The following is a 26038-nucleotide window of genomic DNA, read 5'->3' on the forward strand; positions in this document are numbered from 1 at the left end:
ACGCGTGACATCAACAAGGCTCAGATCTACGCATGGCGCAAGGGCATCAAGACGATCTACTACATCCGTCTGCGTCAGATGGCGCTCGAGGGCACCGACATGGCGGAATGCGTCAGCTGCATGCTGTGATCCGTTGTTGACCTAAGAACCAGGCTGAACACGAGAAACGACGAAGAATCATGACTCCTCACCCCCCGCTCAAGCTGGTCTCCAGCGTGCAGGCGATCAACTGGAACCGCATCCAGGACGACAAGGACCTCGAGGTCTGGAACCGCCTGGTGAACAACTTCTGGCTGCCCGAGAAGGTGCCGCTGTCCAACGACGTCCAGTCGTGGAACACGCTGACGCCCGACGAGCAGCTGCTCACCATGCGGGTCTTCACCGGACTCACGCTGCTCGACACGATCCAGGGCACCGTCGGTGCGGTCTCGCTGATCCCCGATGCGATCACCCCGCACGAGGAGGCCGTGTACACCAACATCGCCTTCATGGAGTCGGTGCACGCGAAGAGCTACTCGTCGATCTTCTCGACCCTCGCGTCGACGAAGGAGATCGACGAGGCGTTCCGCTGGTCCACGGAGAATCCGAACCTTCAGAAGAAGGCTCAGATCATCATGGACTATTACCAGGGCGACGACCCGCTCAAGCGCAAGATCGCCTCGACGCTGCTCGAGTCGTTCCTGTTCTACTCGGGCTTCTACCTGCCGATCTACTGGTCGTCGAAGGCGAAGCTCACCAACACCGCCGACCTCATCCGCCTCATCATCCGCGACGAGGCCGTGCACGGGTACTACATCGGCTACAAGTTCCAGAAGGGTCTCGAGAAGGAGACCGAGGAGCGTCGCCAGGAGCTGAAGGACTACACGTTCAACCTGCTGTTCGAGCTCTATGACAACGAGGTGCAGTACACGCAGGACCTCTACGACGGCGTCGGCCTGACCGAGGACGTCAAGAAGTTCCTGCACTACAACGCCAACAAGGCGCTGATGAACCTCGGCTACGAGGCGATGTTCCCCTCGACCGTCACGAACGTGAACCCGGCGATCCTGTCGGCGCTCTCGCCCAACGCGGACGAGAACCACGACTTCTTCTCGGGCTCCGGCTCCTCTTACGTCATCGGCAAGGCCGAGGCGACGGAAGACGACGACTGGGACTTCTGAGTCACGTGTGCGGCGTCGCGAATTGCGGCGCTGCACCTCGCTCATGTTGGCGCAACGCTCACGACCCGGCGCTGACTCCAGAGTTGGCGTGACTCCGGACAGACACCGGATCTACTGCAGCAAGGACGTGGCGGGCGAAACCGCCCGTCTCCTCGCTATCAACCTCCGTCGCTCGATGGACGGCATGAGGGGACAGATCCACCTCGCCGCCCGCGCAGGTCAGCTTGTTGTCCCACTCGGTAAGTCGTCTGGACCATTCCGCCACCGAGTACGGACGTGGACTGGTGGTCGAGGTCGATGTCTTGCGGCAGCGACCGGAACAGGTGATTCGACGGTGATGCCATCTCTGTCCCGGTCTGGATTCAGGCTGCGCCCTGGCGGATCGGAGTATCGGGAAGTCGCTCGTCGCCGCACGGCATCGGAGTTCGAAAGCCCTCATAGAGCCGCCGTCGCACATCGCGGGATCGGTGAGTATTAACTCAACGTTGGTCGTTTTCGCGACAGCCTCCGCCGGGGTGTCAGTTCCCTTAGCGTGAGTATCAGCAACAAGGCGCCGCTCGACGGTTCGAGGACTTCAGCAGAGCGCGGCCCGCCCCACATGGGTCTGGCTCGTGTCCTAGAACTCAGTCGGAGGCGCCGTGGTGCTGCACAACCGGCGTCCCCAGCGTCGATTCTGCATTGCCCGGGCCGTCCCCAGCGGCCCGGGCCCCCAAGACCTGGCCGTTGGAATCGGGTCCGACGGTCATCACAGTTGGAGGTCCTGTGCTCCGGCTTCGGGGACGCCAACCCTTCTCGCCCCAAGGAGCGGGAAGGGCTGGCGTTGCCGTCGTAGAACATGGACGCATGCACGCCCGATGATGCCGCGACGAATGGAGTGATTTGAGACATGCCTAGTTCCCATTCGGCGGCGCGGCGCTGGCCGGAATCGGTGATCACGCGCTTGGAGAGCACCCCTCAGCAGATGATCAATGCCGTCGTCGGACAGTTCCCCGTGACCCGGGACGCAGTCACCGTCGTCGCCTACGATGAGACCTGGCCGGCACAGTTCGAGTACCATGCCTCTCGACTTCGCAAGAAGCTTGGACATCACGCGATCCGTGTCGAGCACGTCGGCTCCACCTCGGTGCCGGGACTCTCGGCGAAGCCCATCATCGATATCGACGTGCTGGTCGCGAGCGCGGAGGACGAATCTTCGTACATGCCACCAATGCAGGAGCTCGGGTACAGAATCGTCATTCGTGAACCGTGGTGGCACGGGCATCGTATGTTCATCGATGAAAGCGGTGCCGTAAACCTGCACGTGTGGCCAGACGGCGCCGGGGAGCCCATCCGCCATATCCTTTTCCGTAACTGGCTGCGCACACACTCCGACGACCGCGCGAGATATGCCCAAAGCAAGACGACACTTTCGCGAGAGTTCGAAGACGAACCGGACCGCTACAACCTGGCGAAGAACGCCGTGATCGACAGCATCTACGCCAAGATCTTTGAGGCGGGTCGAGTCCGCATCCGTAGCTACCGATCCGATGACGCCTCGGAGACGCTGCGCGTCTTCGAGAGAGCCGTCTCCATCACTGCGCGCTCGCACTATTCCGAACCTGAAATCGCAGCGTGGCTGGGCGCAAATCGACCGCTGACGGATTGGGGAACTGATCGAGAAGCTGTCAGTACCTTCGTTGCCGACGTGGATGGCGAGGTGGTGGGTTTTGCGGACCTCTCGCCGGCTGGATACATCGACAGGCTTTTCGTCGACCCGGACCATGGGCGTTTAGGCGTCGGCTCTACTCTGTTGAACCACGTCCTCGAGATCGCGCGTGATCGCAGCGTCGAACTGGTCTCGACTCATGCGAGCATGGTCGCCCGTCCAGTGTTCGAGAGGGCTGGGTTCGCTGTTGCGCGCGAAGAGACCGTCGAGAGGAATGGCCAGGCGCTTCGCCGTTTCCATATGATCGCGACTCTTGGGACGAGTATCCAAACTCGGACCCATATCAAATGAGTGCGGTTGCGGCGACGCGGTTCGCGGGGTGGGCTGAGGATGAAGAAGTCATCTTCGAGCGCTTCGCCGTAGTGTGCACGCCTCAGTTCGCGGACTGATTCGAGGGGCAAAGAACGGCCTCGTCACACCCGTGCCCCCATCGCCCGGGAATTCCGGGTGGTGGGGGCTTTGGCTGGGAGGCCGCGCAACGAACATTAGCTCAACGTTGCTCGGCGTGAACGGCCGGAAAGGCGGTCTCGCCGACGCGTACCGTCTCCTCTAGTCCACACAGAACGACGATAAAGAGAGACCGATGACCACCGCAATCCGCCCTACGACCGTCCAGGTATCAACGCGGGCCCGGAAGGCCCGCCTGAGCGCAGCAGCAAAAGCCACGGCGCGGGCTATCGGCTGGCTGTTCCCGCCGTCGAACGCGGACGAGGCGCGCTCAGCTCGGAAGTCGTACACCTCGGATATGACCTACGCCGGCGCCGCCTGCACTCTGCGCATTCTCTGACGGCGCTGCTCCCACGGCCCTCAACACACAAGGAAGAACGATGAAGAACAAAGTTCCCGCGACCCTCGCGGCCATAGGACTGGCAACCATGCTTGCCGTGTCCGCTACCACCGGCGTCGCCTTCGCAGACGACGCGACCGCGGACCCGACCGCTACAGCGGAGGCCCCCCAGGCTGAGCCCGCACCGGCCGCTGAGCCCGTCCCCGCCGTCGAGCCGGCACCCGAACCCGCTCCGGCGATCGGAACGGAGGCCGAGCCTGAGCCCACGGCGATTTCGGCGCCCGCCGCGGCGTCGAGCGAAGCTCCCGCGCAGGCAGACGCGCTGGCAAGCCCAGCCGTCAGCGCGTCGCCGGCCACCGCGCCGACGACGGCCGAGGCGGCTGTCGATCCTGCTGATGACGAGACGTACGGGGAGTTCACGCTGATCTCCCCCGGCCCGGACTCCATCGTCGCTTCGGGGTCGACCATCATTGCGGACTTTGGTTGCGCGGATCCCGAATCCGGCATCGTCTTTTGCGAGCTCAGGGACCACCACGGAGACGTAGTGACTCCGGGGCAGAGGGTGGTCCTCGCCGTCGGCACGTACTCCTGGTTCGGCGAGGTAACAAACGGGGCTGGGCTTGGCACCCGAAAGGTGTTCTCGTTTGTCGTCGGCAATGACACCGAGGCGCCTACGATCACAACGGACTACGTTGAGCCGGCCTCCGGGTGGGTTGGCGCTCGGAGCATCATCTTCACCGGATCAGACGATGTCGCAGGAGTTTCTCAGATCTTCATTCGTGAGCCTGGCGTCAGAACGACGAAGCTGCCCGGACCGTGGGCCGCATATACCCCCGAGCCGGGTGAGCATGTGCTCGAGTATTGGGCGACTGACCGTCTCGGCAAGGAGAGCGAGCACCACACGATCACGGTGCGCAAGGACATCATCGCTCCTCGGGTGTTCCACGAACCATTCGGTACATGGAACGACGAGATCGGCCGTGTGGAAGTAATCAAGGACTCGGGTGTCAAGCTCTCTTGGGAGTGCGAGGATGATCGCTCGGGCATCGACTATTGCGGCGCTCCCCAGGCTGCCATGCAGAACCTCGACACATCAACGCTCGGCGAACACGTCGTCGTCATTCAGGCCAAGGACTTGGCGCAGAATGTCAACGATTACGAGATCCGCTACGTCGTGGTGGCCGACCCGAACGTGCCCACGGGTCCTACCGATCCGACTGGCCCGACGAACCCTGAGGTTCCGAACGGTCCTGCAGCGCCTGCTCAGCAACCGTCCACTCCGACTCGTGCAGGTGCGGTCGCCGCAGCGAACACACCGGACCAGCTCGCTTACACCGGTGCGGACTCGACTGTCGGTCTCGGACTCGCTGCCTTCCTGCTCGCTGCAGGCGCCTCGGTGCTCGCGTTGCGTCAGTACCGTCGCCAGCGCGGCTGAAGAAACCACTGTCCGGGACGCGGCTACCGTCAGAACGGTGTGCTTACTACTGAAGCGACTGCTAGATGCCTGCGCTGGAGGATCTCGGGATCTCCAGCGCAGGCGTTGCGGTAGCAAGATGAAAGACAACGCCGAACCGCGCGCACCTCACTGCAGAATCACGACACAGAGAAAGGGGAAGTCATGCCCTGGCTGCCCGACACGTTCAGTCACCCTCAGCTCGTCGACATCGACTCGGAGCATCACATACGTCCCATTGCCGCCAGCGACGTCGATCTCGACATGGTTGCCGTGATGGGGTCCCATGAACGCCTCTTCTCGATCTATGGACAGTCTTGGGGCTGGCCCCCAGCAACGATGACTCGCGAGCAGGATCTTGAGGATCTCGAGCACCACGTGCACGAGATGCACACGCGAGCGTCGTACAACTACGCCCTCTTCGGGAAAGACGAGTCACAGCTGCTCGGCTGCATCTACATCGACCAGCCCGATGATGACAAGCATGACGCTGTAGTGAGCTGGTGGGTCATCAACGACCTGGTGGGTTCGGAGCTGGAGAGTACGGTGGACGCTTTCGTGCCGAGCTGGTTGAAGAGGGACTGGCCCTTCTCAGTCGTTCGATTCGGGGTCTGGGTCGGAGAGTGATGAGGAGCGGCTATCGGCCGCCTCGTCAGCGCGCCAGCTTGGGCCCGCGGACCCGCGTCGCGGCGGCGAGAGTCGCCGCGAGCGCGAGGAGCTCCGGCAATTCCATCTCCGTGCCTCTGGCGTACGCCGCCTCGTAGTCTCTGAGGAGTAACCCACTCGAGACCCGATCCCGGTGCATCTGCGCGTCGGCGCCCTCCGCATCGACCGGGTTGTAGGAATACCGTCGGCCGATCGCGTCTACAGCGCCGAAGATCACCGCGCCCTGCTCGTGCTTCTCCACGAGTGCCGCTGCTCCACCGAGCAGGTGCAGCAGAGCCAAGGCGCCGGGGAAGTCCCCGCCGCGTGCGGCAAAAGCCGCTCCGTTGGCCAACAAGCCGATGGCCTGCCCTGGGCGCTTGACTTCGACGAGTATCTTCCCCGCAACGTACTGACTCGATGTCAAAGCCCATGCGTTGCCGGAGCGCTGCGCAAGCTGTTGCGCTTCAGCGAGCGCATCGAGCGCGAGAGAGGGCTTCTGCAACGCACGCAGGGTCTGCCCCTTGCTCATCAGAAGCTCTGCCCTCAGCCATTCGGGAGCCTGTTCCGAGAGCGACATCGCTTCAGCGATGAGGTGTTCCGCTTCGTCCACTTCGCCGAAAAGCGACCGGCCGTAGGCGGCGTACGCGAGCAGGCGTGCGAGCGCCAACCGGTCGTCGCCCTCCTTCGCCCGTTCGATGCCGACCCGAACATACTCGAACGCTGCTTCCGCGTCTCCTGACTGATACGCGAGATTGACTCCTCCCACGAGCGCGCATGCTTCGACCGCGGGGTCGCTTGCCTGGGCGATGGCGAGCGCACGGTCGAGAACCGAACGGCCTTCCACGAGCCAACCCCGTTTGAACCAGTGCCAGGACTGTCCGCACGCCAGGCGGAGAGCCATGTTGCGGTCGGCTGCTTCGATGGAGCGTTCGGTCGCGAGCTGCAGGTCGGGTGCGAGGGTGTCGAAGAGCACGTGTGCGGATGCCGCCTCGTGGGTGTGCACCGCCGGCGCGAGGCGGTCGACCAGCGAGGCGAAGTAATCGCGGTGTCGAACGGCCCACTCGGCAGCGTCATCAGGGCGGACCATCGGTCGTACGAACGCCTTCGTCGATTCCAGCAGCCTGTAACGACGCTGGCCGTCCTCAGTCTCATCCACGGCGACGAGCGACTTCCGCGCGAGGGACAGCGCCAGGTCGCGGAGCGACCGTTCGCCGGGTGTGCAGATGTTCTCCACAGCCTCGAGCGTGAACGGCCCGGCGAAACCCGACAGTTCGACCAGTAAGTCGAACTCATCAGCCGGAAGACTGTCTGTACTCCATCGGATCGTGTTCTCCAGGCTCGCGTGGCGCTCACCATCGGTCGACCCTCCGGGCAGCGCTTCGCCGCGTTGCAGCGTGAAGGAGAGCTCACTGAGGCTGAGCATATCCGTCCGGGCGGCAGCGAGCTCCAGTGCGAGGGGCAGCCCGTCCAGCATCCGGCACATGCGACGGATCACCGTGTCGTCTCCGGGTGAAGGCGCTTCGCCACCGCGGGCAGCGGTTGCTCGTTCTCGGAACAACTCGACCGCCTCGTCCATCTGGTCACCACCGAGGCCGCGTACTCGAAGAACGAACTCGCCCGCGATAGCAAGCGGCTCCCGCGACGTCACCAGTATCGCGAGTCCGCCACAGAAGGACAGCAGTCGCGATACCAAAGCACGCGCCTCGACGAGGACGTGCTCCGCATTGTCCAAGATCACGAGCGTCGGGCGTCCGTCGAGGCGGGCCGCAATCGCCTCGATGGACTGCTCTGCAGCTCCGAGCGCATCGGCCGTGGCTGCCAGCACATCGCCGCCTTCGGGAACAGGCGCGAGATCGACCATCCACTGCTCGGCATCGATGGACTGGCTCGCTCGCCGGGAGCTCTCCACTGCGAGTCGCGTCTTCCCCGCCCCACCCGGACCGACGAGCGTCACGAGCCGATTCGACGCACGAGCGTCTTCAATCCGTTGCAGGTCCGCCTTACGTCCGACCAGCCGCGTCAGAGGCACCGGGATATTGTGTCGGATGGTCGAGGGAGCCGATCTCGTCCCGGTCACGGAATCGTCCTGACGAAGGATCGCCTGCCGCAGGGCGAGCAAGGAAGCCGACGGGTCCAGACCCTGCTCATCCGCGAGGACGCCACGCAGTCGGTCGATGACCGCCAGCGCTTCCGTCATCCGTCCAGACGCTGAGTACGCCTGCGCGAGCAGGCTCACGGTCGATTCCCGAGAGGCGTATTGAGCGACGACGGGCTCCAGGTCAGCGATGGCGGCGGCCGACTCGCCATCGCGCAGGCGGATGCCGGCGAGCTTCTCGACGATGGTGAGGAGGCGCTGCTGGAGTTCGGATCGAGCGCGTCGTGCGAAAGGAAAAGAGGACAGACCCTCGAACGGCTCGCCTGTCCAGGCGGCCAGCACTTCCTCGTACACAACGGTCGAGGGCCCAGCCGTTGATTCCGCGCGCGCCGACAGCAATTCGAATCGGAGAACATCCACGTCTTCTGCGGACACATCCAGGGCATAGCCTCCGCGTCCCCCGCGCAGGAACGGCCCGATCGCTCCCGATCTCAGCTTCGAGACCAGCACGCGCAAGGATCCGACCGCATTGGCAGGTGGGTCATCCCACAGTTCGCCGAGCAGCCGCTCGGCGGTCACCGCTTCACCCGGCGTCAAAGCAAGGCGTGCGAGCAGCGCGGAAGCGAGTCCCGCACGCACGTCGAGAACTGCGCCGTCTTGCGTGATCTCGAGCGCGCCGAAGGCGCGGACTTTCAAAAGACCGGACATTGAGTCTCCCCACACGGTGTCACCGTCACGTCGTCACTGAGAAGTGTATCGCTACACATGTCAAGATGGTCTTGTGGCATCCCGTGAACGAGTGACTCTCAGTGAGGTGGCCGCGGCGGCTGGAGTCTCGGTGATGACCGTCTCGTACACGTTCAACAATCCCGGACGGGTCGCCGAGAGCACTCGGCTCAAGGTGGTCGAGGTGGCGGAACGACTCGGGTTCAGGGGACCCGACGCCGGTGCGCGTCAGTTGCGGCGGCGCGGCGGACTTCGCTCTCTCGGCCTGGTGCTCGGCGAGAGCCTCGACTACATCTTCGACGATCCCGAGGCGACACGGTTCGTTGCGGGCATTGCCAGGGAATGCACGCGCGCAGGCTTCGGGCTCACATTCCTTCCGACGACAGGAACAGCGGACGACGTCGAGCTGATCGCCTCGGCCGCGGTCGACGCATTCATCGTGTGGACGACCACCCCGGATGATGTCTCTCTGGCCGCTGTTCGCGACTCTCATCGCCCCGCGGTGATACACGGCGGCCCTGCGGCGGAGGGGTTCACGCTGGTAAGCATCGACAACAGGTCGGCAGCGGAGGCGCTGGCCATGGAGGTGTGGTCCGGTGGATCTCATCCGGCGGTCCTGTGCTTCCCCCTTGACCGCAGTCGCGACGCAGGAACCCACTATGGGATCGACCCGCAGTCCGTCGCCTTCCCCGTCAGCCGCGACCGCCTCGCCGGATGCCAAGACGCGGCGCAGGCTCTCGGAATCGACTGGCAGCGCATCCCGATCATCGTCTGTGCGCACAACTCGGCCGAGGAGGGGCGTGACCGCGTGACCTCGCTGCTGGGGGCCGGTGCTCCGGTGGACGGTATCGTGTCGATGAGCGATCAGCTCGCGGTAGGCGCGATGGAAGCGCTGAAGTCTCTCGATCTGCCCGTGCCGCAAGATGTGACCGTCGGGGGGTTCGACGATTCCGTGCCGGCGCGGGAGTGGGAACTGACGACTGTGCATCAGTCTCTTCTCGATCAGGGGGCCCGCGCTGCCCGAATAGCGCTGGGGGTCGAGAAGCCCGGTTCGAAGCAAGATGAATGGCGCCTCATCCGGCGTCGCAGCAGTTTCCGACTCTGACCGCTCGCATGGAGCGGACGGCCGGATAGGGAATCGGTGCGTCACTTGGCCTCCTTCCACTGCGGACGTTCACGAACACGACGCTGCCGAGAACCAGACAGATCCCGACCACCTGAAGAGGGGTCAACGTCTCGGACCCGAGGATGACGCCCAGCAGAACGCCGACGGCGGGGTTGAGGAGGCCGATCACGCCCACGACACCCGCCGGCAGGTGGCGGAATCCACTGAACCAGCAGTAGAACGCGAGGGCTGTTCCGATGAGGCTCACGTATGCGAACCCAATGACGTGCCCGATCTGCAGGTCGACAGGCATCGGCTCGAACAGCGCTGCAGCTGCAACGAGCTCGAGGCCCCCAATGGCGAGTTGCCAGGAGGTGACATGCAGGACGGGGGTGCCATCGTCCCACCGTCGCATGAGGACGGCGCCCAGTGAGGACAAGCCGGTCGCCGAGAAGGACGCCGCAATGCCCCAGCCGTTCAGAGAGCCTGAGGCTGTGCCGACGATGGAGACGACACCGACCAGTCCGATCCCGGCGCCGATGATCACTCGGCAATGCGGCCGCTGCCGCAGAAGCGCCCAAGCGAAGCCGGCGATGAGTATCGGGCTCACGGCGGTGATCGATGCGGCGACGCTCGACGGAAGCAGCTGAGCCGAAAGGTAGACGAGGCAGAAGAACACGCCCATGTTCAGAGTGCCGAGGATGGTCGCTCTCCCGAGCTGTGCACGAGTCGGAAGTGCCCTGGTGAGCAGGAGCAGCACCACGCCGGCAGGCAGAGCGCGGATCGCCGAACCCCACAACGGAGAGTCGGCGGGCAGGAAGTTCCTGGTCACCCAGTATGTCGACCCGAACGCCACGGGAGCGACTGCAACGAGGAGTGGCCATCTCGCTGCTCGCCACCCCGTTTCCATACGAGAAGTAGTTTCCATGGAAATGATTGTAGCTTCCGCGGAAAGTATCCTGGTTCCATGGATGCAAACGATCTGGTCTCGGATTTCATTGAGCAGTGGAGGAGGGAGCGCCCGGACTTGGATCCGAGCCCGATGGCCGTGATCGGACGCATGCGTCGACTCTCCGATGCCTTCACCGACCGATTGATCGAGAACTACCGCGCATATGGCATCGGCGAGGGGGAATTCGACGTCATGTGTGCGTTGCGTCGAGAAGGCGAACCTTTCGTGCTGCCACAGGGGGCGATCGCCGAGCACACGATGGTCACCGCCGGAGCCACGTCGAAACGAGTCGACCGTCTCGTCCGGGCGGAGCTCGCGGAGCGGGGGCGTGACAGTGGGGATGCGCGCGGGCGGCTTGTGTCGTTGACTCCACGCGGGGTCGACCTCATTGACGAGATGTATCCGGTTCACCTGGCGACGGAAGATGAGCTGCTGGGGCCCCTCGACTCGGATGAACGCAGACAGTTGGAATCGCTTCTCGTCAAACTGACGCTCGGCGTGAAGTGAACCCGGCTCCGATAGCGGGGGCCGCGTCACGAGTTCGCGAGGAGTATCTCTCGCTTCTCCTCCGTGGTGAGGTCCGATAGAGCGAGGACTTCCTGCAAGACGGCGGACTTGCCGACCACGTATTGATCGAGGTCGAGATCCGATCGTGCGGCGAGCTCTCGTTTTACGCTTTCGTACCGAGAGCGCAAGTCCGGGCTCCGCCTGAGTGTGTCGCGTACAGCCAGGTGGTTTCGAAGAGACAGCGCGCCCTCGACGCAGACGTAGACGTTCCTTCTGGGGCCCTGCTCGGGCGCGCGCAAGGCGTGGCGGTCCGCAATTCCCTGTTCTCCGAGGTACTCATACCCGCTCGCCTGCAGAGCGCGGATCGCGCCGGAGACTGAGCGGCGCCGGACTACGACGTCGATGTCGAGGATGGGTTTCGCCGAAAGGCCCGGTACGGACGTGGAGCCGACATGTTCGATCGCGATCACGTGAACGTGGCGAAGCGCGTGTCGCAGGTCGTCGGACACCGCCGAGAACTGGCTGGGCCACTCGCTGGAGTACGAGACGACCTCGACGATCATGGTCGGAGCCCTGTCGTGATGGCGGAAGTGGAGCTGGCGCGTTCGGGCTCTGAGACCCTGCGGGATGCAGCGCTCACCATCGTGGGAAAGTGGACCGCCGTGTCGGCAGCAGCGAGCGCGACCAGCAGTGGATCGGAAGCTCGGGTGAGGACTGAACCGAACGAAAGTGTAGCGTCACACACGGTGCCATGCTACACGAGGGTGACAGCGCCTGTCGGCTCCCCGACCATCCCGGCGCGGGCGGGATCTCACTCCGATGGGCGAACCATGTGGAGGATCGGGTAGGGGCGGCCAGCCCCGTCGAGGTCGCTTCGTCCCACCCGCACGAACCCTCTGGATTCGTAGAAGGCGACGGCGTCGGAATTCTGCTCGTTCACGTCGACGTCAGTCACCCCGTCCGCCCGTCGAACGTGCTCGAGCAGCGCTGTGCCGATGCCGTGACCGCGGTACGCGTCGTCCACGAACAACATCTCGAGTCGTCCCTCGCTCGTTCCTGCGAAGGCCACCGGTTTGCCATCGCGGTCAGCAACGGTCAAGCGCACGGCCGGCAGATAGTCCGAGGCGAGAAGGTTCTCGATGGACCTCCGGTCCTCATCCGAGAGAAACGCGTGGGTCGCGTCGACTGCAGAGCGCCACACCCGCACCAGAGCGGAGTAGTCGAGATCACTGCCGGCACGGAGTACGACGGACGTGCCGCCTGAGGCGAGATCGGATCTTGTGGTGGTTCCCATTTGACGATCTTTCTGTGATGGAAGCGTGCGAGGTCGCGCGACTGGAGTCGAAGCGATGATCATCCTACGATTCCGGCGGCTCGCCTTCGCTCGCCACCGCGCGCCTGTTGGTCGCGCCCTCTCCAAACGTTGCTCGGCCATCGGGATCAGAGCCACGAACGTTGCCCGAACATTGGCGCCCGTGTCTCGTCGAGACCCGGGCTCGACGCCGCCCGTAGCTTGACTTCATCACTCCTATGACACCACAAGGATCTTCGAATGACTTCTGAACAGTCTGTCTCCATCGCCCCACTCACCGCAGAAGAAGAGCGCCGCTGGATCATGCTCGCCCATCTGGGCGGGTTGCTGTCCTTCGTGGGACCGCTCATCGCATGGCTCATCTACCGGGACCGCAGCGACGCTGTGGACCGTGAAGCGAAAGAGGCCCTCAACGCTCAGATCACCTATGCCGCCGCAGCTCTCGTGCTGTACGTCGTCGGCGGCGTGCTCGCGCTCGTACTCATCGGCTTCGTCTTCATCATCGCCGCGTCGTTGGTGCAGCTGGCCGCATTCGTCATCGCCATCATCGGCGCCGTCCGGGCGAACACGGCCGGCAGGTACCGCTACCCGCTCACCTTCCGCTTCCTGAAGTAGTCGCCGCGACGTTCCCCACTTCCCGCATCCCGTCGCGCCCGTACGGCCGACGATCCGACACTCGAAAGACAACCTCATGACAATCCAGAACTCACACAACACCCTCCCTCTCGACCCGGCGCAGCCGGAGCGACAGGCGCGCGACGAGGGGCAGGGCCCGATGCCACCCCAGGCGCCGACACCGACCCAGCCGCTCGCCCAGCCGACGCCGCAGGCGCAGGTCGTACCGCAGCCGATCGCCTACCAGCCGCAGCCCGCGGCCGCACCGAGCAACGGTGTCGCCCTGACAGCGATGATTCTCGGCATCGTCGGCGCAGTCGCCGGCTTCTGGGCGGTTGTCCCAATCACGGGCTATTTCTCGGCCGCATTCGGGTTCCCCCTCGCCGTCGCCGCGGTCATCTGCGGTCACATCGGCCGCGCCAGGTCGAAGCGCGTCGGAGGCGTCGGACGCATCCAGGCGCTCGTCGGCTTCCTTCTCGGCTACGTGTCGATCGCGGTCATGGTCATCGCGAGCGCCGCCTGGACCGTCTTCCTCTTCATCGGGTCTCTCTGACCCGCGGCTCACCCGGCCCTCGGCCCCAAGGAGAAACTTCTCATGACCACCCATCGCCGACGAGCGGCAGCCGCTGCCGCTCTCGGACTCACCCTCGCCGCAGCTCTCAGCAGTTGCGCTCTGCCCGCACTTCCCGGGCTCCCCGCCGCCGGGCGTGGCGACTCCGACGGCGTCGGCTTCGATGACGTCCAGTCCGCCACGATCCAGATCGAAGCCGTCGGCACCTTCGTCTCGCCCGAGGAAGGAGGCTACGAAGCGGCCGGGCGGGGATCCGGCTTCCTCATCAGCGACGACGGCCTCGCCGTGACCAACAATCACGTCGTCGTCGGCGCCGGCACCCTGAAGGTATGGCGCGGAGGAGACACTTCGGAGACGCTCAATGCCAAGGTCCTCGGATCCTCGGAGTGCCTCGACCTCGCCGTCATCCAGCTCGAGAAGGACGACTACCCGCACTTCGACTGGCGCAAGGGCAAGATCCCGACCGCGACCGACGTGTACGCGGCAGGATTCCCGCTCGGCGATCCCGAGTTCACGATGACCCGCGGCATTGTGTCAAAGGCCGACACGGCCATGGACACCCCCTGGGCTTCGCTGAGCCACGTGATCGAGCATGACGCGCGCATCCGCGCGGGGAACTCGGGCGGCCCTCTCGTCGATGACGCGGGCAAGCTCGTCGGCGTCAACTACGCCGGCAACGATCAGCACGATCAGAACCTCGCCATCCATCGCGATGAGGTCCAGGGAGTCATCGACCAGCTCATCGACGGTGAGAACGTCATGAGCCTCGGTATCAACGGCACCGCTCTCATGACCGAAGAAGGCGAAGGGCTCGGGATCTGGGTCAACTCCGTCGCATCAGGGTCCGCGGCCGACAAGGCCGGTATCGCAGCTGGTGATCTGCTCACCAAGATGGAAGGGGTCTCCCTCGGCGCCGACGGCACGATGGCCGACTACTGCAGCGTCCTCGAGACCCACGGGACTGACGCGACGCTCTCCGTCGAGCTGTTCCGCTCCGGTGAAGGCATCTACTACGCCGGTCCGGTGAACGGCGACGCCGTCGAGGCTGTGTCGGTGGCGCAGGAAGCCGGAGCCACTGACGGAGGAGCCCAGTCGGCGGACACGGAGTACAGCACCGTCGTCGACGACACGGAGAGCGTCGCCGTCGATGTGCCGGCGCACTGGAGCGGCGTGGACACCAGTGTCTGGACCGACCCCGCCGGCGGAGAATGGGCGCACATCGACGCCAGCCCGGACATCGCCGCCTTCCAGTCGGCGGACAGTTGGAGCACCCCCGGCATCTCGGTCATGGCCGCACCGGCCGCGACCGCGACGTATGCCCCCGAGGAGTGGTTGAGCATGGCCGCGCAGCAGCTCACCCAATCCGGATGCACGCAGGCGTCCGAGGACGTCTACTCGGACGGGTTGCATGACGGCGCCTACACCTATTGGACCGGGTGCGGGGAAGCCGGTGCCCAGTACCTGATGTTGTCGGCCTACTCCGCGGACGGCTCCTACGTGATCGCGCTGGCGGTCCAATCCGTCACCGAGGAGGATCTCGCCACCATCGATCGTGTTCTCGGAAGCTTCATCGCCAGCTTCTGACCCTCATGGTGCGCAGCCGATGCTGATCCCGGATGCCCCGTCGACGACCGTCGTCGGGGCATCCGTCTGTCAGGGGGCGGGTGTCTTCCGCCGAGCGGCCGCAGGCATCTGCGGCGGGACCGAGGCGCGCTGGTCTATCGACCGACCCCACGCCGTGCCGAGCAGGATGAATGCGATGCCGACCAGGCCGGCGGGGCGGACAACGTCAGCTGCGATCATGATCCCCGCCACCGCCGCCCAGATCGGCTCGGTGCCGAGGAGAAGGCTGACACGGGCCGGTGACGTCTGTCGGACAGCCCACGTCTGCACCAGAAACGCGAACACGGTGCAGATGAGAACGAGGTAGACGAAGAGGATCGCACTGCCGAGGTCGAAGCCGGCCAGGTAGGCGGGGATGGACGGCCCCTGGAAGAGCGTCATCACACCGAACACGGCAGCACAGGTCGACATCTGCACAGTGGTGAGGCGCATCGAGTCCATCTCTCGGCCTGCCGTCAACTTGTGCATGCAGGTGACATGGACCGCACGGACGATCGCCGCGCCGAGCACCAGGAGATCGCCGAGCGCCGGAGGTCGGAGGGTTCCATTGCTCGCCAAGAGCGCGACGCCGGCCACGGCCACTCCACTTGCGAGTAGGAACGCGGAGGAGACCCTGCGCCTCGATACCGCGGCGTCCAACAGCGGCGTGAAGACGATCGTGAGGCTGATGATCAACCCGGCGTTCGTTGCGGATGTGTGCGCGATCCCGAAGGTCTCGAGCAGGAAGATGCCGGCCAGCAGCAGGCCCAAGGCGAAGCCGGTACGCCACTCGGCGCGCGACGTGACGCGTCGCCGAAGAGCGAGGACGAGCCCCAGCGCCGCCGCCGCGAAGAGCATGCGAGCGGCGAGCAGAGCCAACACCGCTCCGTCACCTATCAGTTCCTTCGCGACGAGATAGGTGGAACCCCAGGCGATGGCGACCAGAAGCACGTAGAGGTCGACACGAGACCAGGAGAACAAGGAGAGCACCGCTTCATCGTGACGGCACCTGCTGCGACAGGCAAGACTAAATGTTGTGACGACATGGATTAGATTGGACTAATGGAAATCGCGCAGCTCCGCGCCATCCGCGAACTCGGCGAACGCGGCAGCATCGCTGCCGTCGCCGCAGCCCGGAGAGTCACTCCGTCGTCGATCTCTCAGCAGATCGCCGCATTGCAACGACAATCGTCCACACCTCTCACGTACAAGCGCGGAGGACGAACGGTGCTCACCCTGTCGGGGCAGGCGCTGGCCGATGCGGCGGTCGACGTCGAGGTCGCCATGACGCGCGCGCGCGAGACGCTCGCGAGGTTCCCCGATGAGGCGGGTGGCGCAGTCGCGGTCGCCGCCTTCCACAGCGCAGGACTCGCACTCTTCGGCCGCCTCCTCGCTGCCACCGCCGACACGGGCGGGCCGACGCTGGCGCTGAGCGATTTCGATGTCGCCCAGGCCGAATTCCCCTCGCTGGCGACCGACCACGATCTCGTGATCGCGCATCGGTTGGCCGGAAGCAGGGCCTGGTCGGCATCCGTGCAGGTGCAACCCCTCTTCTTCGAGCCGCTGGACATCGCCGTCAGGCGAGATCACCCTCTCGCTTCCGAGCGCGTGATCCGCGCTTCCCAACTCCGAGGCGTCGACTGGGTGGCCGTCCACGAAGGGTTTCCACTGGAACAGGCGCTCGCGGTCATCGCGACGATCTCGGGACAGTCCGCAGCCGTCTCGCACCGGATCAATGACTTCCTCATCGCGGCGGACGTCGTCGCGTCCAGCGGCAGCATCGCGCTGATGCCACGCTTCACGACCGACCCACGACACCGCCCGGATGTCGTCCTCCGCCCGCTGGACGTTCCCGGAATCGGCCGATACGTCGATTGCCTCGCCCGCCCCGAAGCGCTGGAGCGTCGCGCGACGCGAACGGTTCTCGATCACATCCAGCGGATCGCCGCAGGGCTGAGCTCCCGAGGAGCGGAGTAGCGGCACCGCACACGTGGCGAGGCGCCCGGCACGCATCGCGCTACGGGTTAACCCAACGTTGCTCGGCGACGGATGCGACCCGACTGCGCCTCACCTCTTCGTAACCTTCTCGAGGTCGCCCCGCACAGCCGCCGAGATCTCTGCCGGGTTGAGCGCGGACGCGGGTGGCATGGCTCGGGCCCGACGCCGACAGCCCGCGCTCGCGCCGCACCCCCGCGCGTTCCACAATCCGTCCCGTCAGGAAGTCCTCCGTGTCTCTTCATCGATCATTCCTCGTGAGCGTCGCCTCACTGCTGACGCTGTCAACCCTGGTCGCATGTGCGGCCGGCGCAGACTCTTCTTCAGAGACTCCGCGAGACTGGTCATTCGCATCCGTCGAGGAGAGTGCTCGGGCTCTGACGCTCACCGAACGCGACCTCGATGTGTTCCTCGCGAATCAGCTCGGGCTGGACGACGAGACGGGGCTGTCGATCGAAGAGGCCGCGGAATGGCTGCCTCGGGCCGACGACGCGACGACGCCGCTCGCGGGCGTCGACTCTCCTGATTCGGACCCGACTGGATCCATTGACGCTGCTTCCCACGCCCGACTGACGACCGCATCAGCAGTCTCGCCCGCGGATTACCCTGTCCCGCAACCCGACATGGAGACGGTCGGGGCTGCGGCGAACGGTCTGAGCCTCGTGCACCAACTGCTGCGGGACGCGCTCGGCGAGGCCTCGATGAACTCGACCGATCGCAGCGCCGTGCTCTCAGACACAGTAGGTGACCCCGCGTTCGGATGGAGCGTGGAGAATGGTCTCGCCGCAGGCAAATACACCAGCTCGATCAGCGATACCAACGAGGCAGGTGACGCCGTCACCGTCGCGCTCGAGGGAGAGTTCGAAGTTCACGCGTGCCCCACCGCAGACGGCGTATCGGAAGGCGAGTTCTCCACCACGGCAGCGGTCACCTTCACCCCGCAGGGCGGCACCCCCCGGCGCACCACGCTGAACATCAGCATGATGACCATCTCGCACGTCACCGACGAGGCATACGCCGCCGATCTGTGGGCTCGCGTCGACGCCGCTGTGAACACGGGTGCGCCCAAAGCCGATTCCTCCACCGAAGTCTCAAATCCCGACAGTACTCGAGAGGAGTACAACGCCTATGCGTTCACTTTCGGAGACACCGGGGTGGCGGACCGCGGCGAATTGACCGCGGACAAGCAGTTGGACGGCGCGTTCTCCGTGCAGGTCGATGACCTCGCCGAGCAGATAGCCCTGCTTGTCGGACGCGCAGCAGAGGACTACTGGCGCGACGGCAACTGCGTCGACGTCCTCATCGAAGGAGAGGACATCAACCCCCAGCCCGGCGACAAGCAGCAGCTCTGGGTGGACGCGGTCAGCATGGTCGACGGCAAGAAGATCACCCGGGGCACGGTCGAGGTCACAGAAGTGCTCGGAGACTCCACAGTCAATCCGACCGGCCGGCAGCCCATCGACGAGGCCGACTACCAGTTCATCGCCGGACAGCAGATCGGCAAAGCCGACCCGGCGTTCGAGGTGGTCTCACGCCGTGGCATCGGACGCTTCGACGTCGGCATCACGGTCGGCACGGATGCCTGGACCATCAACCAATCGTTCGCCGGAGCGAACTACACCGGGAAGAGCTGCGACGGCATCCACGGCCCGTGGTGGATCGAGGTGAGTATGCCCCAGATCGCGGAGAGCTGGGGAACGGAGCTCATGTTCGACAACAACCTGCGGTCCTACTTCACCGCCCCACCCACCAACGGCGGGGAGTGGGTGCACACGGACGAACAGTTCTGGCTCGAGCCATCGGGCGACGGCTACGTCATGCACAACGAACTCGGGGGAGATGCGCAGCTGCTGATGAGCCGCGCCGATCCTGCGGTGTGCGCCGAATAGGGCGCTCTCCGCGGCGCTCACAACGCTGCGATCGGTGCGCGTCATGGTGTGCTCACCTTTCGGAGATCCGAGCGAGCTCCTCGAGGAATGCTCGGACGACAGGGGTCGCGTTGTCGGCGCGCCAGATGACCCCGATCGTCCAGGCTGCACTCTCGCCCTCGAGTCGATGCATCGAAACCCGCGAAGGGGCGATGTTGCGCGCGCTCTCCGGAACGATCGCCGCACCGACGCCGGCGGCGACGAGGGCAAGGACCGTCTGCAGATCGTCGGCTTCCTGGATGACGTCGAATGGAGCACCGACATCAGCAAGGTAGCGGCCCGCCTGCCCTGCCAGGCCGGGGCCACGGCCGGGTGACAACCGCACAAGAGGGTGTGCCTGCAGCCACTCGGCCGGCGACAAGGCCTCGGGAGGAACATCCCATGCTTCGGGGTATGCGACGACCAGCCGGTCCGAAAGCACCGGCACCGCGCACAGATCGCGGGGTGCCGGCATCCGAGCGAAGGCGATGTCCAGGTCGCCGCGACGCACCCCCTCTATCTGAGCCGCAGACGACATGTCCTCCAGGCGTACCGCAACTCCTGGGAAGGCCGAGCGGAATGCTGCGATCGCACGAGGCGCCACCGCGATACTCGACAGTCCGAACCCCACCGCCAAGTACCCCTCATCCCCGCTCGACATCCTCTTCACGCGTGCCTCGAATCGGTCAGCGAGCTCGACGATGGCCCGCGCATCCGCGAGAAGAGCGCTACCCGCGGCGGTCAGAACGGACCCGTGGCGGCCGCGACGGAACAGCGGCATGCCGACGAGCGACTCCAGCTGCTGGATCTGCTTCGTGAACGCAGGCTGAGTGATCGACAGTGCCGTAGCCGCTTCGCTGAACGTCGGGCGGTCCGCAGCCAGGACCAGCGCGCGCATGAGTCGAATGTCCATTCACACAGGTTATGCCAGTTGGTCGAGTATTCATTGGAAGTTATCTCACGCATCGCTTTGACTGAGGTGAACAAACACGAGAGGAACGGCCAGATGATGTCAACCACCACCGACCTTCGGGTGTCCGTGGTCCAGTTCGAAGCTGTGCCGTCCGACAAGACTGCCAACCTCGCGATCGTGCGGCGTCTCGCCGAGCAGGCTGTTGCTGACGGCACGCAATTGGTCGTCTTCCCGGAGATGTGCCTGCTGGCGTATTGGCACCTGACCAAGACGACGGTCGAGCAGCTGCGCGAGCTCGCCGAGCCCGCAGATGGACCGCTGGTGCGCGCGGTCAGCGAACTGGCGACGGAACTGGGCGTCGGCATCGGCGCCGGCTTCCTCGAGGCGGAGGGCGATGCGCTCTACAACTCCTATGCCGTGTGCTTCCCCGACGGTGCGGTGCACGTGCATCGCAAGCTGCATGCTTTCGAGCATGAGGCGATCTCCAGCGGGGATCGCTACACGGTGTTCGACACGCCATGGGGCGTGCGGATGGCCATCCTGATCTGCTGGGACAACAACCTCGTCGAGAACGTGCGCGCCGTGACGCTGATGGGTGCGAAGGTGCTCATCGCGCCGCACCAGACCGGCGGCACGAGCTCGCGGAGTCCGCACGGGATGAAGGTCGTCTCGTCAGAGCTCTGGCACAACCGCGCCAACGACCCCGAGGCGCTGCTCGACGCCGTCAACGGCCCCTACGGGCGCGGCTGGCTCATGCGCTGGTTGCCGTCTCGCGCCCATGACAACGGGATCTTCCTTCTCTTCAGCAACGGCATCGGCCCTGATGACGACGAGATCCGCACCGGCAACGCGATGATCATCGACCCGTACGGCCGCATCGTCGCCGAGACTCCGGTCGCCGACGAGTCCGTCGTCACAGTCGACCTCGACATGGATCTTCTGCCTCTCTCGACTGGCCGCCGCTGGCTCCTGGGCCGCCGCCCGGAACTCTACGGAGTGCTGACGCAGCGGTCGGGCCTGGAACGCGACGCGCGCACCGCCCGGCATTCCGACGCTCCGGTGCCCGACGACTTCCAGATCGAGAACTGACCCGGCCGCGCCACAGCGTCAGATGACGGCTTCCCTCGTGGCGCGGTCGTACCAACTGCCGAACCTCCCCATTCGGCCGTTCGAGCCTCCGGCGCCCCCAGTGTCGGGGGCTCGAACACCTCTCGCCTGGTTCCGCCTTCTGAGCAGGACGGACGGGACGAGACGAACCCTCGATTGCGATGAACACAACAGTTTCCGCGGAAACTACTACTAGACTCCCACATGTCGTCGATCTCCAGGAGAGAACTCATGACTCACATTCGACTGGTCCCCGCGTCCGTCGCGTCGCTGGAGGCGTTCCTCCGACATCCGAACGAGCTCTCCGCGATGATCGACTCGCCGGTCCCCGACGGATGGCCGGAGTTTCCGGAGGCGATACCGCACACCTTGTCTGTGCTCAAGAGAGATCCCGCTCATTCCGAATGGTGGATGTACTTCTTCATCGAGGAGCGAAGCCGGCAGTTGGTGGGGTCGGGCGGTTTCGCCGGCCCGCCGGAGGACGGCGTCGTGGAGATCGGATACGAGATCGCTCCGGTCTTCCGCAGGCTGGGTCACGCAACCGCTGCGACGGAGGCACTCGTACAATTGGCCGTTCGGACCGGGGTCGTCGATGAAGTGATTGCGCACACACTTCCGGTCGACGAGGGATCCCCAGGTGTTCTGCGCGCTGCGGGATTTCAGCGGTCGGAGGTCATCCACGACCCCGAGCACGGAGAGATCATCCGGTGGCGGCGGAAGTTGCTCTGACCATCATCCCGAGAACTGTGGCGACTCACGAGTCATGAAGGAGCGCTGCAACCGATCGCCTTCTTGACGACGGTCTCCCGCGGACGCCCGTCACCTCTGTGCTCGCGGGGCCAGCGTTCTTGAATCGCCTGATCTTGTCGAAATGGAGCAGCTATGGACGCAAAAGAACATATCGTCACCATGCCGAACGGGCGCCGCCTCGCTGGATCGAGCTACGGTCCCGAGAACGGTCGACCCGTGCTGTTCGTCGCGGGTGCAGCGACGGGGAGAGCCATGAGGTTCGGGGAGCGCGATCTCATGACGCGCGGTATCCGGCTTCTCACGTTGGACCGTCCCGGCATGGGATCCTCTTCTGAGGATGAGGGCCGTAACATTCAGACCACCGCCGAGGACTATCGGTTCTTCGTCCACTCCGTGGCAGGCCGTGCCGCAGCCGCGTTGCCGGTGGTCGCGAACTCCCAGGGGAGCGTGTTCGGTTTGGGCGCCGCCATCGCTGGTCTATCGTCACGACTGATTCTCGTCTCACCCGCCGACGAAGTGGCTCACCCACGAATCCGCGAGATGCTTCCGCCACATGCCGCAGCGCTGGTCGACCTCGTCGCGAAGGATCCCATGGCGGCAACCGGTGAGCTGTCGAGGTTCACCCCGCAGGCGATGGAAGAAATGGTGGTGGGTGGCGCTTCGGATAGGGACCGACGCGTCTATCAGTCCCCGGACTTCATTGACATGTACCGCCGTTCGCTGGACGAAGGTTTTGCGAACCGAGGCGTCGGATACGTGCGCGACACTCTGATTGCGATGCGGCCTTGGGGCCTCCCGCTCGCGGACATCACGTGCCCGGTCGACATCCTCGTCGGAGAGGCGGACTTCGGTCACTCTCCCGATCTCGCTGAGACGCTCGCGACCCGGATACCGACGGCGACGCGGAAGCTGATTGCGAACGCCGGCGGTGCCTTGCTCTGGGAACACGCCGACACGGTCTTTCGGCATGCGTTGAAAGAATGAAGATGGAGACTTTCGGCGCGGCGCGGCGCTGCGATACAGAGGCGGCGCCTGAGGGCAGCGAGCGCAATGGGACTTCGATTCTCAAGGCGGAGGTACGGGAGTCTGGAGGGCTCGGAAGGGGCCGTCGAGGAGTGCCCACTGGATCAGCATGATGGTCTTCCCATCCGTGATCTCGCCGGTGCGGATCATCGAATGAGCGTCGTCGATGGAGATCTCCAGCACTTCGATGTCCTCGCCTTCTTCGACCAGGCCGCCGCCGTCGGTCTCGCGGTCGGGCGGCGCGAAGGGCGCGGCGAAGAAGTGCAGCCGTTCCGTCACGGATCCCGGACTCATATAGGACTCGAAGACCCGAGTGACCGAGCCCACGGTGACGCCCAGTTCCTCCTGGACCTCACGACGGATCGCGGCTTCCGGATCGTCGCCCTCCAGAAGCCCGGCTGCGCACTCGATGAGCATGCCGTCGGGGTGGTCGTTCACGTAGGCCGGGTAGCGGAACTGCCGGCCCACGAGCACAGACTGCCTTTCTGTGCTGTAGAGCAGGATCACCGCGCCGTTACCTCTGTCGTAGGTCTCGCGCTCTTGTCTGGCCCAGTTGCCCCGGCGGTCGCGGTAGTCGAATGCGGTTCGTCGAAGTACGTGCCAGCCGTCCGAAGTCACCTCGACGCTCCGCACGGCTACGTTCGGGTTGCGGCGAAGACCCATTCCTACGCGATCAAGACCCGTGCGGCCTCGGCGATCCGGTATGTCGACTCCAGGTCGATCGGTGCTCCCCATGTAGTGCTCCTCGTGAGGCGTGTGCCGGTGTGCGGTGCGGGCGGGCAGTCAGGGTCGTCATTCGCCTCTTCTCTCGCCACGATACTATGAATCGTGCAGAAACCTGCAATTTCGTGAAACATCACGTTTAACGGTGGAATCGGCGTCGAAAGGAACGACGAACTGTGTGGCCACGGATTGAAAGCCATCGCACCCTCGAACTCGGCACGAGAGGGGAGTGGCGAGAAGAACTCAACACTCTTGTGCTGGCCGGCGCGAAGACCTCCACGATGGGTCTCGTCGACGACTATCAGCTCGAGGGTGAGGACTTCGAGCACGCGGGCGAGGTCCTCGGTCTCCTCGGCAACGAGGGGGAACTCGTCACCTGGATCACCGTGACTCGTCATGACGTGGTGAGCTTCGGTCAGCTCCACGGCGAGTATGGAGAATCGGTCGCGAGATCCTGCGGAGAGGGTCACGCGGACGCCGCTGACTACCGCCGCGGGTACGCCGAGTACTGGCGGAAGAGCGGAACAAAGGTCTCGGATGAGACGCAAGTTGCCGTTGTCTGGTTTACCCTCACGGCCGCTTGCCCGGAGCTTCCAGAAGACAGCCGCTGACGCATGAGCGCGACACATACAGTCGCGCACTGCAAGACACGACGAAGGGGCGGGATGCTGCGGCATCCGCCCCCTTCTTCTTGCTGCTCCCGCTACTTCCGGTTCTCGCGGTAGTAGGCGAGCAGCGCCCTGGTCGAGGCATCCTGCGCCTCGATGGCCGACTCGTCGCCGCCGATCGCCGGTGCGATCTGCATCGCGAGCTGCTTGCCGAGCTCCACACCCCACTGGTCGAACGAGTTGATGCCCCAGATGGTGCCCTGGGTGAACGTGATGTGCTCGTACAACGCGATGAGCTGACCGAGCACGCGCGGGGTCAGCGCGGGCGCGAAGATCGACGTCGTCGGGCGGTTGCCGGCGAAGGTGCGCGCGGCGACGAGCGCACCCGTCGTGCCCTCGGCCTCGACCTCCTCCGCGGTCTTCCCGAAGGCGAGCGCCTTGGTCTGGGCGAGGAAGTTGGCGAGGAACAGCTCGTGGACGTCCTGACCGCCGTCGGACAGCGGATACGCGGGGTTGACGAAGGCAATGAAGTCCGCCGGGATCAGCCGCGTGCCCTGGTGGATGAGCTGGTAGAAGGCGTGCTGGCCGTTGGTCCCCGGCTCTCCCCAGAACACCTCGCCCGTGTCGGTGGTGACGGGGGTGCCGTCCCAGCGCACGGACTTGCCGTTGGACTCCATGGTCAGCTGCTGCAGGTACGCGGGGAATCGGCTCAGCTGCTGCGCGTAGGGCAGCACCGCGTGCGACTGCGCGCCGTGGAAGTTCCCGTACCAGACGTTGAGCAGGCCCATCAGCACGGGGACGTTGCGCTCCAACGGCGTCGTGCGCACGTGCTCGTCGACGTCGTGGAAGCCCGCGAGCAGGTCGCGGAACGCCTGCGGTCCGAGCGCGATCGCGAGCGAGAGGCCGATCGCCGAGTCGACCGAGTAGCGTCCACCCACCCAGTCCCAGAATCCGAACGCGTTGGCGGGATCGATGCCGAAGGCTGCGACCTTGTCGAGCGCCGTCGACACGGCCACGAAATGGTGGGCCACCGCGTCGCTGCGGGCGTCGTCTGCGTCGGAGATCGCTCCGGATGCCGTGAGCCCCGCCCACAGCCATTCGCGCGCGAGGCGGGCGTTGGTGAGGGTCTCGAGGGTGGTGAACGTCTTCGAGGCCACGATGAAGAGGGTCGTCTCGGGATCGAGGTCCGACGTCTTCTGTGCGAGGTCGGTGGGGTCGATGTTCGACACGAAGCGCGCCTCGATGCCGGCATCCGCATAGGGCTTGAGCGCCTCGTACACCATCACCGGGCCGAGATCGGATCCGCCGATGCCGATGTTCACGACGTGGGTGACCTTCTTGCCCGTGACGCCGAGCCAGTCGCCACCGCGGACCCGGTCCGCGAAGGCGCTCATCGCGTCGAGGACGCTGTGCACGTCGGCATCCACGTCCTGCCCGTCGACGACGAGGGCGGGGGAGGCGCCGGCGGGCCGACGCAGCGCCGTGTGCAGCACCGCGCGGTCCTCGGAGGTGTTCAGGTGCGCCCCCTCGAGCATCGCGGCGTACCGCTCGGCGACACCGGTCTGCTCGGCGAGACGCAGGAGAGCTGCGAGGATGTCGTCGGTCACGAGGTTCTTCGACAGGTCGACGTGCAGGTCGGCCAACGGGAACGAGAACCGCTCGGCGCGGCTCGCATCAGCGGCGAACCAGCCTCGGAGATCGGCACGGACGGACTCGTGCAGGGCGGTGAGCTCGGACCAGGCGGGAGTGGCTGTCGGATCAACGGGAGCGGTCATGG

General features: G+C 65.1%; 24 protein-coding genes. 16 read left to right on the plus strand and 8 right to left on the minus strand.

The annotated features are described in order from the left end of the window. The first annotated feature begins 179 nt into the window (after window positions 1–179). The 5 genes from nrdF to ACESK8_RS11245 all read left to right on the plus strand — a co-directional run bounded on the left by nrdF (window position 180) and on the right by ACESK8_RS11245 (window position 5732). Window positions 180–1160: a class 1b ribonucleoside-diphosphate reductase subunit beta gene (gene nrdF / locus ACESK8_RS11225; RefSeq protein WP_372968672.1), complete on the plus strand. Its 981-nt coding sequence runs from the start codon at window positions 180–182 to the stop codon at window positions 1158–1160. 961 nt (window positions 1161–2121) lie between these two features. After that, window positions 2122–3156: a GNAT family N-acetyltransferase gene (locus ACESK8_RS11230; protein WP_372968673.1), complete on the plus strand. Its 1035-nt coding sequence runs from the start codon at window positions 2122–2124 to the stop codon at window positions 3154–3156. A 292-nt stretch (window positions 3157–3448) separates the two neighbouring features. Further along, complete coding sequence (locus ACESK8_RS11235; protein WP_372968674.1) at window positions 3449–3652, plus strand: hypothetical protein; 204 nt, start codon at window positions 3449–3451, stop codon at window positions 3650–3652. Window positions 3653–3692: 40 nt separating this feature from the next. Continuing rightward, complete coding sequence (locus ACESK8_RS11240) at window positions 3693–5087, plus strand: hypothetical protein (protein ID WP_372968675.1); 1395 nt, start codon at window positions 3693–3695, stop codon at window positions 5085–5087. Window positions 5088–5270: 183 nt separating this feature from the next. Next, window positions 5271–5732, plus strand: coding sequence for a GNAT family N-acetyltransferase (locus tag ACESK8_RS11245; protein ID WP_372968676.1), 462 nt, complete (start codon window positions 5271–5273; stop codon window positions 5730–5732). Window positions 5733–5757: 25 nt separating this feature from the next. Here the strand turns inward: ACESK8_RS11245 and ACESK8_RS11250 are convergent, their stop codons facing one another. Beyond that, window positions 5758–8553 (minus strand): BTAD domain-containing putative transcriptional regulator, encoded by a 2796-nt coding sequence (locus ACESK8_RS11250; RefSeq protein ID WP_372968677.1) that lies wholly within the window; start codon window positions 8551–8553, stop codon window positions 5758–5760. A gap of 91 nt (window positions 8554–8644) precedes the next feature. Here ACESK8_RS11250 and ACESK8_RS11255 point away from each other — a divergent pair, with 91 nt between their 5' ends. Continuing rightward, window positions 8645–9676 carry a substrate-binding domain-containing protein gene (locus ACESK8_RS11255; protein ID WP_372968678.1) on the plus strand — a complete coding sequence of 344 codons (1032 nt, stop codon included), beginning with the start codon at window positions 8645–8647 and terminating at the stop codon, window positions 9674–9676. Here ACESK8_RS11255 and ACESK8_RS11260 read toward each other — a convergent pair. After that, window positions 9645–10508 carry a DMT family transporter gene (locus tag ACESK8_RS11260; RefSeq protein WP_372968679.1) on the minus strand — a complete coding sequence of 288 codons (864 nt, stop codon included), beginning with the start codon at window positions 10506–10508 and terminating at the stop codon, window positions 9645–9647. The two genes, ACESK8_RS11255 and ACESK8_RS11260, sit on opposite strands and share 32 nt — an antisense overlap. Before the next feature lie 135 nt (window positions 10509–10643). Here ACESK8_RS11260 and ACESK8_RS11265 point away from each other — a divergent pair, with 135 nt between their 5' ends. Then, the gene (locus ACESK8_RS11265; protein WP_372968680.1) at window positions 10644–11135 is read left to right on the plus strand and encodes a MarR family winged helix-turn-helix transcriptional regulator; all 492 of its coding nucleotides are present in this window, start codon (window positions 10644–10646) and stop codon (window positions 11133–11135) included. A gap of 26 nt (window positions 11136–11161) precedes the next feature. On the opposite strand, the gene ACESK8_RS11270 is transcribed toward ACESK8_RS11265, so the two are convergent. Both ACESK8_RS11270 and ACESK8_RS11275 read right to left on the minus strand, forming a co-directional pair. After that, window positions 11162–11698, minus strand: a complete 537-nt coding sequence (locus ACESK8_RS11270) for a GrpB family protein (protein WP_372968681.1) — start codon at window positions 11696–11698, stop codon at window positions 11162–11164. A gap of 248 nt (window positions 11699–11946) precedes the next feature. Further along, window positions 11947–12429 (minus strand): acetyltransferase, encoded by a 483-nt coding sequence (locus tag ACESK8_RS11275; protein WP_372968682.1) that lies wholly within the window; start codon window positions 12427–12429, stop codon window positions 11947–11949. Between the two features lie 258 nt (window positions 12430–12687). On the opposite strand from ACESK8_RS11275, the gene ACESK8_RS11280 reads away from it, so the two are divergent. The 3 genes from ACESK8_RS11280 (at window position 12688) to ACESK8_RS11290 (ending at window position 15217) form a co-directional block, all read left to right on the plus strand. Further along, window positions 12688–13062, plus strand: coding sequence for a DUF4870 domain-containing protein (locus ACESK8_RS11280; RefSeq protein ID WP_372968683.1), 375 nt, complete (start codon window positions 12688–12690; stop codon window positions 13060–13062). A 76-nt stretch (window positions 13063–13138) separates the two neighbouring features. Continuing rightward, complete coding sequence (locus tag ACESK8_RS11285) at window positions 13139–13615, plus strand: hypothetical protein (protein WP_372968684.1); 477 nt, start codon at window positions 13139–13141, stop codon at window positions 13613–13615. Between the two features lie 42 nt (window positions 13616–13657). Then, complete coding sequence (locus ACESK8_RS11290; protein WP_372968685.1) at window positions 13658–15217, plus strand: S1C family serine protease; 1560 nt, start codon at window positions 13658–13660, stop codon at window positions 15215–15217. A 69-nt stretch (window positions 15218–15286) separates the two neighbouring features. Here ACESK8_RS11290 and ACESK8_RS11295 read toward each other — a convergent pair whose 3' ends face one another. Next, window positions 15287–16225 (minus strand): DMT family transporter, encoded by a 939-nt coding sequence (locus ACESK8_RS11295; protein WP_372968686.1) that lies wholly within the window; start codon window positions 16223–16225, stop codon window positions 15287–15289. Between the two features lie 72 nt (window positions 16226–16297). Here ACESK8_RS11295 and ACESK8_RS11300 point away from each other — a divergent pair, with 72 nt between their 5' ends. Further along, the gene (locus ACESK8_RS11300; protein ID WP_372968687.1) at window positions 16298–17212 is read left to right on the plus strand and encodes a LysR substrate-binding domain-containing protein; all 915 of its coding nucleotides are present in this window, start codon (window positions 16298–16300) and stop codon (window positions 17210–17212) included. Between the two features lie 275 nt (window positions 17213–17487). Continuing rightward, window positions 17488–19119: a hypothetical protein gene (locus ACESK8_RS11305; RefSeq protein WP_372968688.1), complete on the plus strand. Its 1632-nt coding sequence runs from the start codon at window positions 17488–17490 to the stop codon at window positions 19117–19119. A gap of 52 nt (window positions 19120–19171) precedes the next feature. On the opposite strand, the gene ACESK8_RS11310 is transcribed toward ACESK8_RS11305, so the two are convergent. Next, the gene (locus ACESK8_RS11310) at window positions 19172–20050 is read right to left on the minus strand and encodes a LysR family transcriptional regulator (RefSeq protein WP_372968689.1); all 879 of its coding nucleotides are present in this window, start codon (window positions 20048–20050) and stop codon (window positions 19172–19174) included. 93 nt (window positions 20051–20143) lie between these two features. Between ACESK8_RS11310 and ACESK8_RS11315 the strand changes: the two genes are divergently transcribed. The 3 genes from ACESK8_RS11315 to ACESK8_RS11325 all read left to right on the plus strand — a co-directional run bounded on the left by ACESK8_RS11315 (window position 20144) and on the right by ACESK8_RS11325 (window position 22891). After that, the gene (locus ACESK8_RS11315; protein WP_372968690.1) at window positions 20144–21139 is read left to right on the plus strand and encodes a nitrilase family protein; all 996 of its coding nucleotides are present in this window, start codon (window positions 20144–20146) and stop codon (window positions 21137–21139) included. 222 nt (window positions 21140–21361) lie between these two features. After that, on the plus strand, window positions 21362–21886 hold the full coding sequence (locus ACESK8_RS11320; protein WP_372968691.1) for a GNAT family N-acetyltransferase: 525 nt from the start codon (window positions 21362–21364) through the stop codon (window positions 21884–21886). Window positions 21887–22039: 153 nt separating this feature from the next. Next, the gene (locus ACESK8_RS11325) at window positions 22040–22891 is read left to right on the plus strand and encodes an alpha/beta fold hydrolase (protein ID WP_372968692.1); all 852 of its coding nucleotides are present in this window, start codon (window positions 22040–22042) and stop codon (window positions 22889–22891) included. An 81-nt stretch (window positions 22892–22972) separates the two neighbouring features. Here ACESK8_RS11325 and ACESK8_RS11330 read toward each other — a convergent pair whose 3' ends face one another. Beyond that, a complete protein-coding gene (locus ACESK8_RS11330) occupies window positions 22973–23548 on the minus strand; it encodes an NUDIX domain-containing protein (protein WP_372968693.1) in 576 nt (191 codons plus the stop codon). 386 nt (window positions 23549–23934) lie between these two features. Here ACESK8_RS11330 and ACESK8_RS11335 point away from each other — a divergent pair, with 386 nt between their 5' ends. After that, window positions 23935–24264 (plus strand): hypothetical protein, encoded by a 330-nt coding sequence (locus ACESK8_RS11335; RefSeq protein WP_372968694.1) that lies wholly within the window; start codon window positions 23935–23937, stop codon window positions 24262–24264. Between the two features lie 92 nt (window positions 24265–24356). Here the strand turns inward: ACESK8_RS11335 and pgi are convergent, their stop codons facing one another. Further along, window positions 24357–26036 (minus strand): glucose-6-phosphate isomerase, encoded by a 1680-nt coding sequence (gene pgi / locus ACESK8_RS11340; RefSeq protein ID WP_372968695.1) that lies wholly within the window; start codon window positions 26034–26036, stop codon window positions 24357–24359. Window positions 26037–26038 lie beyond the last annotated feature (2 nt).

Origin of the sequence: Microbacterium sp. (genome assembly GCF_041641055.1) — a bacterium.
Lineage (GTDB): Bacteria > Actinomycetota > Actinomycetes > Actinomycetales > Microbacteriaceae > Microbacterium.

Bases quoted from the DNA above. Each gene is read 5' to 3' on its own strand.
- nrdF (WP_372968672.1), top strand. From the start codon at position 180: ATGACTCCTCACCCCCCGCTCAAGCTGGTCTCCAGCGTGCAGGCGATC.
- ACESK8_RS11230 (WP_372968673.1), top strand. From the start codon at position 2,122: ATGATCAATGCCGTCGTCGGACAGTTCCCCGTGACCCGGGACGCAGTC.
- ACESK8_RS11235 (WP_372968674.1), top strand. From the start codon at position 3,449: ATGACCACCGCAATCCGCCCTACGACCGTCCAGGTATCAACGCGGGCC.
- ACESK8_RS11240 (WP_372968675.1), top strand. From the start codon at position 3,693: ATGAAGAACAAAGTTCCCGCGACCCTCGCGGCCATAGGACTGGCAACC.
- ACESK8_RS11245 (WP_372968676.1), top strand. From the start codon at position 5,271: ATGCCCTGGCTGCCCGACACGTTCAGTCACCCTCAGCTCGTCGACATC.
- ACESK8_RS11250 (WP_372968677.1), bottom strand. From the start codon at position 8,553: ATGTCCGGTCTTTTGAAAGTCCGCGCCTTCGGCGCGCTCGAGATCACG.
- ACESK8_RS11265 (WP_372968680.1), top strand. From the start codon at position 10,644: ATGGATGCAAACGATCTGGTCTCGGATTTCATTGAGCAGTGGAGGAGG.
- ACESK8_RS11270 (WP_372968681.1), bottom strand. From the start codon at position 11,698: ATGATCGTCGAGGTCGTCTCGTACTCCAGCGAGTGGCCCAGCCAGTTC.
- ACESK8_RS11275 (WP_372968682.1), bottom strand. From the start codon at position 12,429: ATGGGAACCACCACAAGATCCGATCTCGCCTCAGGCGGCACGTCCGTC.
- ACESK8_RS11280 (WP_372968683.1), top strand. From the start codon at position 12,688: ATGACTTCTGAACAGTCTGTCTCCATCGCCCCACTCACCGCAGAAGAA.
- ACESK8_RS11285 (WP_372968684.1), top strand. From the start codon at position 13,139: ATGACAATCCAGAACTCACACAACACCCTCCCTCTCGACCCGGCGCAG.
- ACESK8_RS11290 (WP_372968685.1), top strand. From the start codon at position 13,658: ATGACCACCCATCGCCGACGAGCGGCAGCCGCTGCCGCTCTCGGACTC.
- ACESK8_RS11300 (WP_372968687.1), top strand. From the start codon at position 16,298: ATGGAAATCGCGCAGCTCCGCGCCATCCGCGAACTCGGCGAACGCGGC.
- ACESK8_RS11310 (WP_372968689.1), bottom strand. From the start codon at position 20,050: ATGGACATTCGACTCATGCGCGCGCTGGTCCTGGCTGCGGACCGCCCG.
- ACESK8_RS11315 (WP_372968690.1), top strand. From the start codon at position 20,144: ATGATGTCAACCACCACCGACCTTCGGGTGTCCGTGGTCCAGTTCGAA.
- ACESK8_RS11320 (WP_372968691.1), top strand. From the start codon at position 21,362: ATGTCGTCGATCTCCAGGAGAGAACTCATGACTCACATTCGACTGGTC.
- ACESK8_RS11325 (WP_372968692.1), top strand. From the start codon at position 22,040: ATGGACGCAAAAGAACATATCGTCACCATGCCGAACGGGCGCCGCCTC.
- ACESK8_RS11335 (WP_372968694.1), top strand. From the start codon at position 23,935: ATGGGTCTCGTCGACGACTATCAGCTCGAGGGTGAGGACTTCGAGCAC.
- pgi (WP_372968695.1), bottom strand. From the start codon at position 26,036: ATGACCGCTCCCGTTGATCCGACAGCCACTCCCGCCTGGTCCGAGCTC.